Origin of the sequence: Rhodoferax sp., from assembly GCF_018780565.1 — a bacterium.
GTDB lineage: Bacteria > Pseudomonadota > Gammaproteobacteria > Burkholderiales > Burkholderiaceae_C > Rhodoferax.
In genome coordinates this window covers 448,068-462,725 of the sequence record NZ_JADMJN010000003.1, presented here as the reverse complement: position 1 = coordinate 462,725, position 14,658 = coordinate 448,068, and the positions used below count along the sequence as shown (strand labels likewise).

Annotated in this window: 13 protein-coding genes and 1 tRNA gene; 8 read left to right on the top strand and 6 right to left on the bottom strand. The window is 59.6% G+C overall.

Annotated elements, in window-relative coordinates:
- Positions 1 to 18: 18 nt before the first annotated feature.
- Positions 19 to 1,623 (bottom strand): methyl-accepting chemotaxis protein, encoded by a 1,605-nt coding sequence (locus IV109_RS06130; protein ID WP_296693785.1) that lies wholly within the window; start codon positions 1,621 to 1,623, stop codon positions 19 to 21.
- Between the two features lie 122 nt (positions 1,624 to 1,745).
- On the opposite strand from IV109_RS06130, the gene IV109_RS06125 reads away from it, so the two are divergent.
- The 8 genes from IV109_RS06125 (at position 1,746) to IV109_RS06090 (ending at position 8,608) form a co-directional block, all read left to right on the top strand.
- Positions 1,746 to 2,645, top strand: coding sequence for a 3',5'-nucleoside bisphosphate phosphatase (locus IV109_RS06125; protein ID WP_296693784.1), 900 nt, complete (start codon positions 1,746 to 1,748; stop codon positions 2,643 to 2,645).
- Positions 2,646 to 2,653: 8 nt separating this feature from the next.
- Entirely contained in the window at positions 2,654 to 3,538 is an 885-nt protein-coding gene (locus IV109_RS06120) for a DMT family transporter (protein WP_296693782.1), read from the top strand.
- Between the two features lie 20 nt (positions 3,539 to 3,558).
- Complete coding sequence (locus IV109_RS06115; RefSeq protein WP_296693781.1) at positions 3,559 to 4,182, top strand: L-threonylcarbamoyladenylate synthase; 624 nt, start codon at positions 3,559 to 3,561, stop codon at positions 4,180 to 4,182.
- 38 nt (positions 4,183 to 4,220) lie between these two features.
- Positions 4,221 to 4,889 carry a site-2 protease family protein gene (locus IV109_RS06110; protein WP_296693779.1) on the top strand — a complete coding sequence of 223 codons (669 nt, stop codon included), beginning with the start codon at positions 4,221 to 4,223 and terminating at the stop codon, positions 4,887 to 4,889.
- A gap of 37 nt (positions 4,890 to 4,926) precedes the next feature.
- The gene (locus tag IV109_RS06105) at positions 4,927 to 6,222 is read left to right on the top strand and encodes a tryptophan--tRNA ligase (protein ID WP_296693777.1); all 1,296 of its coding nucleotides are present in this window, start codon (positions 4,927 to 4,929) and stop codon (positions 6,220 to 6,222) included.
- A 51-nt stretch (positions 6,223 to 6,273) separates the two neighbouring features.
- A tRNA-Ser gene (locus IV109_RS06100) sits at positions 6,274 to 6,361 on the top strand.
- A 131-nt stretch (positions 6,362 to 6,492) separates the two neighbouring features.
- Positions 6,493 to 6,954: a tetratricopeptide repeat protein gene (locus IV109_RS06095; protein WP_296693773.1), complete on the top strand. Its 462-nt coding sequence runs from the start codon at positions 6,493 to 6,495 to the stop codon at positions 6,952 to 6,954.
- Between the two features lie 85 nt (positions 6,955 to 7,039).
- Positions 7,040 to 8,608, top strand: a complete 1,569-nt coding sequence (locus IV109_RS06090) for an AMP-binding protein (protein WP_296693770.1) — start codon at positions 7,040 to 7,042, stop codon at positions 8,606 to 8,608.
- Between the two features lie 16 nt (positions 8,609 to 8,624).
- On the opposite strand, the gene IV109_RS06085 is transcribed toward IV109_RS06090, so the two are convergent.
- From IV109_RS06085 to IV109_RS06065, 5 genes are all read right to left on the bottom strand, one after another.
- The gene (locus IV109_RS06085) at positions 8,625 to 9,161 is read right to left on the bottom strand and encodes a PadR family transcriptional regulator (protein WP_296693768.1); all 537 of its coding nucleotides are present in this window, start codon (positions 9,159 to 9,161) and stop codon (positions 8,625 to 8,627) included.
- 24 nt (positions 9,162 to 9,185) lie between these two features.
- Positions 9,186 to 9,626, bottom strand: a complete 441-nt coding sequence (locus tag IV109_RS06080) for a nuclear transport factor 2 family protein (protein ID WP_296693766.1) — start codon at positions 9,624 to 9,626, stop codon at positions 9,186 to 9,188.
- A 29-nt stretch (positions 9,627 to 9,655) separates the two neighbouring features.
- On the bottom strand, positions 9,656 to 11,680 hold the full coding sequence (locus IV109_RS06075; protein ID WP_296693764.1) for an NADPH-dependent 2,4-dienoyl-CoA reductase: 2,025 nt from the start codon (positions 11,678 to 11,680) through the stop codon (positions 9,656 to 9,658).
- 114 nt (positions 11,681 to 11,794) lie between these two features.
- Entirely contained in the window at positions 11,795 to 13,513 is a 1,719-nt protein-coding gene (locus tag IV109_RS06070) for a GGDEF domain-containing protein (RefSeq protein WP_296693761.1), read from the bottom strand.
- Between the two features lie 3 nt (positions 13,514 to 13,516).
- Complete coding sequence (locus IV109_RS06065) at positions 13,517 to 14,596, bottom strand: extracellular solute-binding protein (RefSeq protein WP_296693756.1); 1,080 nt, start codon at positions 14,594 to 14,596, stop codon at positions 13,517 to 13,519.
- Positions 14,597 to 14,658 lie beyond the last annotated feature (62 nt).

Here is a 14,658-nt window from a genome sequence, read left to right as displayed (position 1 = left end):
CTGTCGCGTGGTGAACAGTCAGGCAGCCAGACGCGGCGCTTGCCGCTGACCCAAGGCTGCGGTTTGCGTGGACCCATAGTTGCCCACATTGAACACCGACACCACACCCGCCAGGCGCTGAGCCTGGTCGCGTAAAGCCGACGCCGCCGCAGCCGACTCTTCCACCAGCGCTGCATTCTGCTGGGTCATCTGGTCCAGGTTGGCCACCGCCTGATTGACCTGACCGATGCCATCGCGCTGCTCGTTGGACGAAGCGGTAATTTCGCCAATCAGGTCCGTGACGCGCTGAACGCTGCTGACGATTTCGCCCATGGTCTGCCCAGCCTGCTCGACCTGTGCCGAGCCTGACTCCACAGACTCCACCGACATACTGATCAGGGTCTTGATCTCCTTGGCAGCTTCGGCTGAACGCTGCGCCAGGCTGCGAACCTCGGAGGCCACCACCGCAAACCCCCGGCCCTGCTCGCCTGCTCGCGCTGCCTCAACTGCCGCGTTGAGCGCCAGAATATTGGTCTGAAACGCAATGCCATCGATGGTGCCGATGATGTCGGCAATCTTGCGCGACGACTCCGTGATGTGACGCATGCTGTCAACCACCTGGCCCACCACTTCACCACCACGGGTTGCAACCTGCGCCGCTGTCGCGGCGAGCTGGTTGGCCTGACGCGCCGTATCGGCCGATTGATTGACTGTACCGGTCAGCTCTCCCATTCTGGAAGCTGTCTCCTGCAAATTGGAAGCGGTCTGCTCAGTTCGGACCGACAGATCATTGTTACCGGTAGCGATCTCGCTGGAGGCGGTCGACACCGATTCAACACCGGTGCGCACCTCCGAGACCAGCCCGCGCAGCTTGGTCACCATCTCGGACAGCGCAGTGATCAAGTTGCCAAACTCATCCTTGCGATCGTCATGGATGTCCTGCGTCAGGTCACCCGCCGTGATGGCCTGTGCCACCGACACCGCCCGCTGCAGCGGGGTGGTAATCGAACGCACCAGAATCAACGAAAGAACAATGCTCAAGGCAAACACCAGGACCACGCTGATGATGGCCACGATCAGGACTTCACTGCGCGTGTCAACGGAGGCCTGCTTTGCCGCATCGCGCTGCTTCTCCTGTACCGCCACATATTTGTCAATGGCATCCAGGTAAACCATCACCCGGGGGCGGTACTCCTTGTCATGAAAAGCCTGTTTGGCAGCCGCATCGCCGCCTTCGCGAAGCTGCTTCACTTTATCGCCCTGACCGCGAAGGTCGGCCCGGGTTGCAGCAACATGCGCCAGGGCCTCCTTGTCTGCGGGCGATATCGCCGTCTTGTTGACTCGCTCCTGTACCGGCGTGATTCTGGCTGTCAGGGCGGCTACCCTGTCATCAAAATCCTTCACCTGCGCTGCATCCGTCGATACCAGACTTGCCATGGCCATGGTCACAGCCACCTCGGCCAGACCCCGCCAACTCACGGCGGTGGTGATCGCCTGCTCGTATTTCTGCACCATTCGCTCAGCCTCATCGGTGGCCTGGCGGGTTCGGAATTGAGACCATACGGCGACCGTGAACATCAGAAGCAACAGTCCCAGAATGACGGCCCACAGTTTGTGTGCCACGCGCAAGTCATTGAATTTCATGTCTGCTTCCTTTACATAAGGGTGCCGGTTGCCGGATTTTTATCTTAGCCCTTTGATATCGGACTGGAAAGGGCGTTTGGCAGTCTCCTCTCATGGTTTTCCCCAAGGCCTAAAATGCCAGCGTGACCTCCATACTCAACGCCGACCTCCATTGCCACTCCGTCGTATCCGACGGCACTCTGACACCCGAAGCCCTTGCCGCACGTGCCAAGGCCAACGGGGTGGCCTTGTGGGCACTGACTGACCATGATGAAATCGGTGGCCAGGCCAGGGCTGCTGCAGCGGCCAGGGCTCAGGGCATGCATTACCTCACCGGTGTCGAGATTTCGGTCACCTTCATTGGTCACACGGTGCACATTGTGGGCCTGGGCTTCGATGCCGAAAACCCCGCACTCCAGCGAGGTCTGAGCCAGACCCGGGGGGGACGCGGACAGCGCGCGATGGACATGTCCGAGGGACTGGCCAAGGCCGGCATTCATGGCGCCTACCAGGGGGCCCTGAAGTTCGCCGGCAACCCGGAACTGATTTCGCGCACCCACTTCGCCCGTTTCCTGGTTGAAAGCGGCGTGTGCAAGGAAACCAATGAAGTGTTCCGCAAGTACCTAACCGAAGGTAAACCGGGTTTTGTGGAACATCGCTGGGCCACCCTGAGAGACGCCGTGACCTGGATCAGCGAAGCCGGCGGTGTGGCCGTGATCGCGCATCCGGCCCGCTACAAGTTCACTGCCAATGAAGAATTTGCACTGTTCAGCGAATTCAAAAGCCACGGCGGGCGGGGTGTGGAGGTTGTCACCGGCAGCCACACGGCCGCCGAATACCTGACCTATGCCGACACCGCTCGCGAGTTTGGCCTGGCCGCAAGCCGGGGCAGCGACTTTCACAGCCCCGACGAGAGCCACACCGAACTGGGAACCCTTCCCTATCTGCCCGGCAACCTGACACCGGTCTGGGAACTGCTGAGCGAGCGCATCCAGCACAGCACCGACCCGAGCCCCGAGGCACAAGCCTCTTCGGGCTTCTGAGCCGCCGTATGTCATTCTGGCGCACCAGACAAGGTGCCGGCATCGCGCTGATTGTGCTGGCCGCCCTGTCGTTCACGGCACTGGATACGGTCACCAAACATGGCGCCACACTGGCCCCGGTTTTGATGCTGCTGTGGTTTCGCTATGCGTTTCAGGCTGTGGTGACCTTTGCCTTGCGATTTCCAGTGCAAAGGCGGGCATTGCTGAACACCCCCAATCCACGCTTTCAGACCCTTCGCGGCGTGCTGCTGCTGGTCACTAGCGCCTGCTCATTTTTTGGCCTGCAGTACATGCCTGTCGGTGAATTCACGTCTATCGTCATGCTCTCGCCCCTGGCCTCCACCGCACTGGCCGCGTGGTTGTTGAAGGATCCCGTGCCCAAGCGTCGATGGCTGTTGCTGGCAGGCGGACTGGCTGGCGTTTTACTGATCGTTCGGCCAGGCGGGCAGGTCTTTGGTTGGGCCTTGCTGTTTCCCGTGCTGCTGGTCACCACTTACGCCAGTTTTCAGGTGCTCACCAGCCGCTTGAGCGGTGAAGAAAACCCGTACACCACCCACTTCTACACCGGTCTGGTGGGCACTCTTGTGATGAGCCCGATTGTCGTTTTCAGCTGGGATACGGCAGCGCTGCTGGCGCACTGGCCCTGGTTTGTGCTGGTTGGTTTTTTTGGCACCTTCGGGCATTTGATGCTGATCTGGGCCTTCAACCGGGCATCGGCTCCGGTGCTGATGCCCTATCTCTATACCCAACTCGCCTTCGCCACCTGTGCCGGATGGCTTTTCTTCCGGCATGTTCCCGACGCACTGGCCTGGCTCGGCATTGCCGTGATTGCGGCCAGCGGCATAGGCAACGCAGTCCTGTCGGCCCATGAACATGCGCGGCGGCAGCACTGACATTCACCGACAATACATCCATGGCCCAGTTATTTGAAGTTCACCCCGACAATCCGCAACCCCGGCTGCTGAAGCAGGCCGTCTCCTTGCTGGAGAAAGGAGAAATCCTGGCAGTACCCACTGACTCCAGCTACGCCCTGGTCTGCCACATCGACGACAAGGCCGCTGCCGACAAGCTGCGTCGCATCCGCGGCGTCGACGACAAGCACCACTTGACCCTGCTGTGTCGGGACCTGTCGGAGTTGGCCAACTACGCGCGGGTCGACAACCAGCAATTTCGACTGCTCAAATCAGCCACACCCGGCCCCTATACCTTCATTCTGGAAGCCAGCAAGGAAGTGCCGCGCCGCCTGAGCCACCCCTCACGGAAAACGATTGGTCTTCGGGTACCCGAACACAAGGCCCTGCAAGCACTGCTGGCCCTGCATGAAGGACCTTTGCTTGCCACCACCTTGATAGCCCCCGGTGAGACGCAGCCACTCAACGATGCGCAGGAAATTCTTGAACGGTACAAAAACCAGATCGCAGCCGTCATTGACGCCGGTGCCTGCGCCCTGGAACCCACCACGGTGGTTGACCTGAGCGGCGGCGAGCCCGAAGTCATCCGCCAGGGCCGCGGCGATCTGGCGGCGATCGGGCTCTAAGGGACAAACCCTCACATCGCCTCTGAGACAATGGCCCCATGGATATTGCACATCTGATTCAAACCGTTGCCATTTACGCCTTGCCGGTGCTGTTCGCCATTACGGTGCACGAAGCGGCCCATGGCTATGCAGCACGGCATTTTGGCGACAACACAGCCCACATGCTGGGGCGCATTACCCTCAATCCGCTCAAGCACATTGACCCGGTTGGCACCATCCTGATGCCCTTGCTGCTCTATTTTGCGACCTCGGGAGCCTTCCTTTTTGGCTATGCCAAACCCGTGCCGGTGCGCTTTGGCCATCTGCGCAATCCCAAGCGGGACATGGTCTGGGTGGCTTTGGCCGGGCCGGGCGCCAACCTGTTGCAGGCTTTGCTTTGGGGCGCTGCACTGCTGCTGTTGCAGGGCGCAGGTGTCAACGAGTATTTCTTCGTCAAAATGTGCGAAGGCGGTGTGCTGGTCAACGTGGTGATGTTCGCCTTCAACCTGTTCCCGCTGCCCCCGCTGGATGGTGGCCGTATTCTGGTTGGCTTGCTGCCTTACCGCCAGGCAGAACTGGTCTCGCGCATTGAGCCCTGGGGATTTTTCATCGTCATGGGACTGGTGATTGCCGGAGTCATCAGTGCGCTGTGGATGCAGCCGGTCATGGCCTTGACCTTCTGGCTTCTGAAGCTCGTGCTGCTGCCCTTGGCCTTCCTGCTTCATTGATCCGTCCTGTCGCCCTACACCTTTCACGATCCTCCCCATGAGCTCCACGCGCTTTCTGACCGGCATAACCACCTCCGGCACGCCCCATCTGGGCAATTACGTGGGCTCCATCCGCCCGTCCGTGCGGCACAGTCTGAATCCAGGCGTCGAGAGTTTTTACTTTCTGGCGGACTACCACGCCCTGATCAAAATTGATGACCCGGCACGCATTCAGCGCTCCACACTGGAAATCGCCGCCAGCTGGCTGGCTGCGGGTCTGGACCCCGAGCGCGTGATCTTTTACCGCCAGTCTGACGTGCCGGAGATTCCCGAGCTCACCTGGTTCCTGACCTGCGTGATCGGCAAGGGTGTGCTCAACCGGGCGCACGCTTACAAGGCCGCGGTCGACAAGAACACGGCGGCAGGCCTGGACCCCGACTCTGACGTGAGCGCAGGCCTGTTCATGTACCCGGTGCTGATGGGCGCTGACATCCTGATGTTCAACGCCCACAAAGTACCTGTGGGACGTGACCAGATTCAGCACATTGAAATGGCGCGCGACATGGCGCACAGCTTCAATTACCGCTATGGCGAACACTTTGTACCGCCTGAAGCCGAGATTGAAGAGAGTGTGGCCACCCTGCCCGGCCTCGATGGCCGCAAGATGAGCAAAAGCTACGACAACACCATTCCGCTTTTTGCGACGCGTGAGCAGTTGAAAAAACTCATCGCCGGTATCGTGACGGATTCCAGCGCACCGGGCGAGCCGAAAACGGTTGAGGGCTCGGCCCTGTTCCAGATCTACCAGGCCTTTGCCTCAAGCGAAGAGACCGAGGCGCTGCGCAAGGCTTATGCCGACGGCATTGCCTGGGGCGATGCCAAGCAGTTGGTGTTTGAACGGATCGATCGCGAGATCGGACCCATGCGCGAAGCCTACGAGGCCCTGATGAAGGACCCCGCCAAAATTGAAGCCATCCTGCTGGCTGGCGCCGTCAAGGCACGCCAGCTGGCAACGCCGTTCATGGGCCGGCTGCGCCAGGCCGTGGGTTTGAGAGACCTGCGCGCCCAAGTGACGGACGCCAAAGCGAAGACAGCCAAGGCAGCAAAGCCCGTTTTCAAGCAGTACCGTGAAAGCGATGGCAAGTTTTACTTCAAGCTGGTCGATGCAGACGGCCAGTTGCTGTTGCAAAGCACCGGCTTCGACTCCCCCAAGGACGCGGGGCAGACCATCCGTTTGCTGCAAACGCAGGGCGGCGCGGCATTGGCGGGCCTGGCTGACCGGCTGCAGGCCGCCGAGGGCATCCAGGCAGATGACATCGGGGCAGCCTTGCAACTGTTTGCCGACGCCGATTGAGTCCCCTTGAAGCCACAAGCGCCGCTGGTACAATTGCGGCCAGTTGATCACGGAGAGGTGGCAGAGTGGCCGAATGTACCTGACTCGAAATCAGGCGTACCGCAAGGTACCGTGGGTTCGAATCCCACCCTCTCCGCCAAAAATAAACGGTCTGATGCTATTTTTTCCATAGCTCAGGCCGTTTTGCTTTCAGACCCCGCACCTCGTGGAGCCACCCTTGGAACGCATGCGCTTGGCAGGTATTCGATGAAACGAATGCTCATTCTGGGAATGGCAGTACTGACTCTTGGTGTCAGTTTTTCACGGGCAAGTCCTGCGGAAAATGCCGTTGCTGGCCAGGAGCAAGCTGATCATGCGAAAGAGCTTCAACAGTTGCGCCCCCTGGCGGACGAGGGTAACGCGATCGCCCAATTCAACCTCGGTGTCATGTACGACGTGGGGCGTGGCGTAGCACAGGATTACGCTCAAGCAGTGCATTGGTATCGACTGGCCGCCATGCAGGGACACGCGGCAGCGCAATTCAACCTGGGCGGAATGTACGCGCAGGGGCAAGGTCTCCCTCAGGACTTTGTGCGCGCCCATCTCTGGTTCAATCTCGCGGCTGTGGCCGGCTATGCGGGAGCGGCGAAAAACCGCAACAGCATTGCCAGGCTGATGAACCCACAACAAATCGATGAAGCGCAAAAGATGGCGCGGGCTTGTCAACAGCGCAACTTCAATGAATGCGACTGAGCCCTGACAAGCAGTCCCGGGTAAGATGCTCCACGCGACCGGCTGGATATCGTGTCCCGCCTCGGCATTTCCAGGAGTTCACTGCATGTACCCAGGTCACTACGCCCAGCAACGCGCCAGCCAGCCAGCCTTCATCATGGCAACGAGTGGCGAGTCGGTCAGCTATGAACAGCTGGAGCAGCGCAGCAACCAACTGGCGCATCTGCTGCGCGCACGCGGTCTGCAGCGGTTGGACCACTATGCCGTCTTCATGGAAAACAACAGCCGCTACATGGAAGCCTGTGTAGCTGGCGAACGCTCCGGCCTGTACTACACCTGCGTCAACGCCTTTCTGACCGCCGAGGAACTGACCTACATCCTCAACAACAGCGAGGCCGGTCTGCTGATTACCTCCAGAGAGCGGCTTGCGGTGGCACAAAAGGCCCTGCCCGCCTGTCCTAAGGTGAAGATGTGCCTGGTGGTGGATGGCGGCCCGGCGACCCAAGGCATGGCCGGCTCTGCAGTTCTGTGTGACTATGCTGCGGCCATTGCGCCCTACCCTGTCACGCCCATTGCCGATGAATGGCTGGGTACCTCCATGCTGTACTCGTCGGGCACCACCGGTCAGCCCAAAGGCATTTTGCGACCGCTGCCACCGGACCCGCCCAGCCAACCACTGCCGCTGTTTAACTTTCTGAACAAGCTTTGGCAGTGCGAGGAGGGCATGATTTACCTGTCGCCCGCACCGCTGTACCACTCGGCACCCTTGGCCAATGTGAGCCTGGCGCTGCGCAATGGCGGCACCGTCATCATCATGGAGCACTTCGATCCGCAGCAGTATCTGGAATTGGTCGAGCGCTACCGCATCACGCACACGCAACTGGTGCCCACCATGTTCAGCCGCATGCTCAAATTGCCGGTTGAAGAACGCACCCGCCATGACCTCTCGTCCCTGAAGATCGCAATCCATGCGGCAGCGCCTTGCCCTGTGCAGGTGAAGGAGGAAATGATCAGCTGGTGGGGGCCCATCATTCATGAGTATTACGGCGCAACAGAAGGCCTAGGCTTCACGGCCTGCGACACCTCCGAGTGGCTGGCTCACCGGGGCAGCGTGGGGCGTGTGCTGCTGGGAGACCTTCATGTGCTGGACGAGCAGATGCAACCCGTGCCCAAAGGCACACCGGGCGAGATATGGTTCAAGACCGCATCGCCATTTGTGTATTTCAATGACCCGGCACGCACCGCCCTGACCCGGTCTGCCGACGGCAGCATGAGCACGGTTGGCGACATGGGCTACACCGACGAGGACGGCTTTCTCTACCTGACCGACCGCACCTCGTTCATGATCATCTCCGGAGGTGTGAACATTTACCCGCAGGAAAGTGAGAACCTGCTGATCACCCATCCCAAGGTGGCTGACGCTGCTGTGTTTGGTGTGCCGAACGAAGACCTGGGCGAAGAGGTCAAGGCGGTGGTGCAGCTGCTGCCTGGCATCAAGCCAGGCCCGGAGCTGGAGCAGGAATTGATTGCATTTTGTGCAGCCCATCTGGCTCGCCAGAAATGCCCCCGCTCGGTGGACTTTACCAATCAGTTGCCACGTCTGCCCACAGGCAAACTCTACAAGCGGACTTTGCGCGATCCATACTGGAGCGGGCACAAGAGCCGCATCCTCTGACCCCACACAGTGCAAACTAGGGCTTGGGCTGCGACAGCACTTGCAAGGCCTTTTCTGACCACGCCACCCAGGAGGCCTCGAACATGATGCCTGCCGTGAGCACCAGGTGCTGCAGTTGAACCTCACGGCTGGCGTCCTCGCCCGGAAAATCGGCTTCTTCCAGCTTGCGGTAAAGCGCCAGCTTCTCGCGATGCAAGGCGAGTCGGCGTTCGATGTCTGCCTTGAGCGTGGTCGGGCCGATAACCGCCTCGGCCCGCAATCTGAGCATGAACTCCTCGCGCAAGGGTTTCGGGTCATGGCTTTCGGCCGTCCAGCGTTTGAGTTCCTCTTGCCCGGCAGGCAGCACCCGATAAGCTTTCTTGCGCCCTCTTCCGGTCTCTGCGGGGAGGGCCTCCACCCAGCCTGCACTTTCCAGACGTCCGAGCTCTCGGTAGATCTGCTGGTGGGTTGCATGCCAGAAGAAACCGATGGAGCGGTCAAAGCGGCGGGCAAGCTCCAGCCCGGCGCTTGGTTGCTCCAGCAAAGCAGTCAAGAGTGCATGCGGCAATGACATCCGGGGGTTCGCTCCGTTCCAGCTTTATTTGCTGCCCTTGAACGCAGGCAAGTGCTGCGCCAGGCGCTTGCCCATTTCGCCACCCAGGGCCTGCAGCCCGCTCAGGGGACGGATCATGACTTCAAATTCGACAATTTTTCCCTGCTCATCAAAGCGAATCAGGTCAATGCCCTTGAGTTGCTTGTCCCCCACACTGGCGCTGAATTCCAGTACCACGCTCAGGCCGTCGTCGGTAGCCAGTTCGCGGTGATAGGCGAAATTTTCGAACACACCAAAGACGGTGTTCAAAATCAGGGACACCGCCTGCGCCGAGTGGTAAGGCGAAAAAGCCATGGGTGAACGGAACATCGCATCGGGGTGCAGCAGCGACGGCAAAGCCGACAGGTCCGCCGAAGCAATCATGTGGTGCCAGGTTGCCAGTGATTTGGCCACGGCGGGGTGCAGGTGCGTGAGTGCAGTCGTCATAGTGTTTTCCTTTCGAGTCTATTTGATTTTCAGATGGTCGCCGCCAGACGAACGCCCTGGTCGATAGCCCGTTTGGCATCCAGCTCGGCCGCCACATCGGCGCCGCCAATCAGATGCACGGTGCAGCCTGCGGCCTGCAAATCAGCGTACAACTCGCGCCGCGGTTCCTGGCCGGCGCAGAGCACAACGTTGTCAACGGGGATCACACTGTCGACGCCGTCCACACTCACATGCAAACCGGCGTCGTCCACCTTGCGATACGCGACGGACGACACCATATCGACACCGCGCGTTTTCAGCGAGGTGCGGTGGATCCAGCCAGTCGTTTTGCCCAGGCCGTCACCCACCTTGCTCTTCTTGCGTTGCAACAGGTGAATCTTGCGCGGTGATGCTTCAAGCTGGGGCTCACGCAAGCCGCCGCGCTCGTGGTAGGCGGGATCAATGCCCCACTCGGCATAAAACTTCTCGGGGTTCACGCTGGCGCTCTCGCCACTGTGGGTCAAGTACTCGGCCACGTCAAACCCGATGCCGCCCGCGCCGATCACCGCCACCGTTTTTCCGACCGGCTGGGCGTCGCGCAGCACATCCAGATAGCCCAGCACTTTGGCGTGGTGCACACCTTCGATGTCGGGCGTACGCGGCGTGACACCGGTGGCCAGCACGATCTCGTCGAAACCGCCCTTTGCCAGTTCCGAGGCGCTGATGCGGGTATTCAGACGCAGCTTGACACCGCGCAAGTCAATCTGCTTGCGGAAGTAACGCAAGGTTTCATAAAACTCTTCCTTGCCCGGCACCTTCTTCGCAATGTTGAACTGGCCACCGATTTCCGCATCCGCGTCAAACAGCGTCACCTCATGACCGCGCTCGGCGGCAGTTACCGAGAAGCTCATGCCCGCGGGTCCGGCGCCGACCACGGCGATGCGTTTGGGCTGGGTGGTGGGCGCAATGACCAGCTCGGTTTCATGACAGGCGCGTGGGTTCACCAGGCACGAGGTGATCTTGCCGCCAAAGGTGTGATCCAGGCAGGCCTGGTTGCAGCCGATACAGGTATTGATCTCATCCGCACGCCCCTGGGCTGCCTTGCGCACAAACTGCGGATCAGCCAACAGGGGCCGCGCCATCGACACCAGGTCGCAAAAGCCGTCGGCCAGCAACTGCTCGCCAAGCTCGGGGGTGTTGATGCGGTTGGTGGCCACCAGCGGCACCGACACATGGCCCTTCAGGCGTTGCGTGACCCAGGCATAAGCGCCGCGTGGTACTTTGGTCGCAATGGTCGGAATGCGCGCCTCGTGCCAGCCAATGCCAGTGTTGATGATGGTGGCACCTGCAGCCTCGATGGCCTGGGCCAGTTCAATTACCTCCTGCAAAGTGGACCCGCCTTCAACCAGATCCAGCGCCGACAGGCGGTAAATGATGATGAAGTTGGCACCCACCCGCTCCCGCGTGCGACGGACGATCTCCACCGGAAAGCGAATGCGGTTGGCATACGCACCGCCCCAGGCGTCATCGCGGTGATTGGTGCGGGCGGCGATGAATTCGTTGATCAGATAGCCCTCGGAGCCCATGATCTCCACACCGTCATAACCTGCATGCTGGGCCAGTGCCGCACAACGTACGAAATCGGCGATGGTTTCTTCCACTTCTTCAGTGGACAGGGCATGCGGGACGAAGGGGTTGATCGGTGCCTTGAGCGCACTGGGCGCCACCGACGTGGGTTGATAGGAATAACGGCCAAAATGCAGGATCTGCATGGCGATCTTGCCGCCCGCCGCATGAACCGCCTGCGTCACCACCTTGTGATGCCCGGCCTGCTCTTCCGTCATGAGAGTTGCGCCACCCGTCATGGGGCGGCCACGCTCATTGGGTGCAATGCCGCCTGTGACGATCAGGCCAACGCCGCCGCGTGCGCGTTCGGCATAAAAGGCCGCCATGCGCTCAAAACCATTTTTGACTTCTTCCAGGCCCACATGCATGGAGCCCATCAGCACACGGTTTGCAAGAGACGTGAAACCCAATTCAAGCGGCTGCAGAAGGTGAGGATAGGGATTTGTCATGAAAACTCCTTTTTAATGCAATCAGTTGCATAAATGTAATTTGAAAATAACAAAATTGCAACTGGTTGCATAAAAAACTGTGGGCAACCCAATTTATGAGACTTCAGTGCTCAATCAGTGGCCAAAAATCCAGGCGCAATCGCCACCCTTTTTCTTGGCGATGTACATGGCGGCATCAGCGCTTCTGGAAAGCGACAGTTCGTCATCACCATGATCGGGGTAAATGGCAATCCCGATGCTGGCGGAAATATCCAGCAGCAGACTATCGACCTCAAAGGGACGCCCCAGGGTATTGCATATCTTTTGCGCCACCAGCAGCGCGTCCTGGTCCGCTTCGACGTAAGTCAACAGCACCACAAATTCGTCACCGCCCAGACGCCCCACGGTATCCGCATCGCGCACACAGGCTTCCATACGCTTGGCTGCGGCCGTGAGCAACAAGTCCCCCGCATGGTGACCATAGGTGTCGTTGATATCCTTGAACCCGTCAAGATCCACAAACAGCAGTGCGATGCGCGTCTGATCGCGGCGCGCCTGCGAGACCGCTTGCCCCAATCGATCATCGAACAAGGCACGGTTGGGCAAGCCGGTCAGGGTATCGTGCTGCGCCAGGTGCTTGAGGCTTTGCCGACTCTCATTGAGTTCCCGCATATTCCTGACCATGGCCGTCTGCATTTCGTTCAAACTGCGCGCGAGGAGCCCGATTTCATCCCGACGCGCTGATGGCAGCTCACTGACTGTTTGATCCTTTGAAAAGAGCTTCATCGCATCGGCCATGGCGCGCAGAGGTCCAGTCACAGCCCTTGACACCAGCGCGGCTAGCCCCACGGCCAGCGCACCCAACACCAGAATCATCTGCAGGGTGTTCCAACCCAGGCGTTTGGTTTCCCGCACCACCGCCTCCAGCGGCTGAGACAAGCCCAGGATCACAAACTTGCTCTCACTGGAGCCACCAAATGGCAAGCGAACAAATGCAGCCACCAACCCTTTGGGGGCATGTTGAGGGCTCTCCATATTTGTCACGACGCTGTCACTCGTGCCTTTCACCAGCGAGGCAACGGACTCAAATGAATCCTGAATAAAGACCCGACGGCCCTGGTCAAACCCGAATGCTTCGGCAGGGTCGGGATGAATCAGGTAGTCACCCCAATGGTTGCTGAGATACAACTGATACGGCTTGGGAAGATCAGTTTTCAAACGCGCAAAAAGGCTGTTCAGGTCCAGGCTGATCACCACCAGGCCCACGACTTTTCCGTCACCAGATACAACCGGGGTGGCCACTCGCACGGTCGGCTTGCCCAAGCCGGAATGTGCACCTTCTTCATGATTGATACCGATGTCTGACAGGTACACCTGTCCCGCGCTCAACAGCAGGGTATTGAAAACATAGGGGTAATGGGCTTTTTCCTGCAGATCGACTTCAGGCACCCGCGAGAGCTTGTCGCCATCCCGATCCACACGAATCAACTCCAGGCCATGGTGATCGGCATCGATCAAACGAATTTGATAGTACTCCGGGTGCACGGCCAGCATGGACGCAAATACATCCGCCACCAGTTGCTTGTCACGCTCGGAGCGTGCCCCGGCAGGGGCATTGGCAAGCACCGAACTTGCAGGCAGACGCGCCAGCAGGGAAGTATCGGTGGCAATTTCATCAATACTGCCCTGAAAACTGCGCCCCAGCACCTGCGTGGCCGTCAGCAAATCCCGCTGCGAAGCGGCCAGCAACGCGGTGCGGCTGCTCGCGTAAGAGTAATAGCCCACCGTGCCCATTGCGACCAGACCAAAGGTGGCCAGCAGGAGTCCCAGCTTTAAGCCGATGCCGTATTTCATCCGCTAGAACCGCCCCGGCAGATCGCCGGACATGATGCGAGCCCAAAGCGCCGCCCGGCGCTTGTCATCTTCCACCGGTTCCAGCCAAATGATTTTGTCCGTATCCTTGGCGTTGGTATTTGCCTCAATGGTATTGGGAAGACCCTGACGGCGGGTCAACTCGGCGCTCACCTTTTTGTCCAGCATGTAGTTGATCCAGTTCTCAGCCAGACTTATGTTTTTAACCCCCCGTGTCATCGCCCAGCAGTCCAGCCAGGCCAACGCGCCCTGCGCGGGAATGACATAGCCAACGTCCGCACCGGCATCGCGCAAGAGCTTGAGCTGCTGACTGCCGTAGTTGGCAAACATCAAGGCAGCGTTATGGCTGCGAAACAGCTCAACCGATTCTTCCGGCAAGTTATAAAAGGTCAGCACATTGCGGCGCAACGCGATCAAGTGGTGCACAACGCCTTTGAATTTCTTTTCCTCGATCTGAAATGGCTTGCCATCCAGCACCAGGGCTGCCAGCGAGAAGTTGTGGCTGCTCGCATTGAAGGCGAGCACGCGCCCCTTGTATTTCGGATCCCACATGGCCGCCAGCGATGTCGGGGGCTCCTTGAATTGCTTGCGGTCATAGATCAGCCCCATTTCCGAATAAGTATAGGGAACCGCATAGACCTCACCCAGATGCGTGATGCCCGGAATGCTGCGGGCATCCCGAAACCGGGGCAATTGGTTTGCTGTATTGGGTATGTTCTTGAGCCGCAGGGGAACAATCAACTTCTTGGCAAGGTAATGCTGCAACTCGGCGGTATTGGCCGCAAACACGTCAAAATCCGCGCCTTGATTGGCGCTGACCTTCTGGCGCAACACGTCGTCCGAGCTGACGAAGGTGACTTCGACGCGCACACCGTGCTCTTTTTCGAATGCCTTGACCAGATCGCTGTCGGCATAGCCCGGCCACGTCAGGACGCGCAGGGTTTCTTCGGCCCGCCCCGACAGGCAAAACAACAACCCGAAGGCGAATGCTGCCAGAAGGCGCCATGCGGCCAGGTCAGCGCGCATGTGCGTTGCCGGTCGACGCTGGACAGATTCGAAGTTCAAGTACCAGGCTCCTGAGTCAGCTCGCGACTGCAATTTGGAAAATTCTCACCAGCCATGGTACA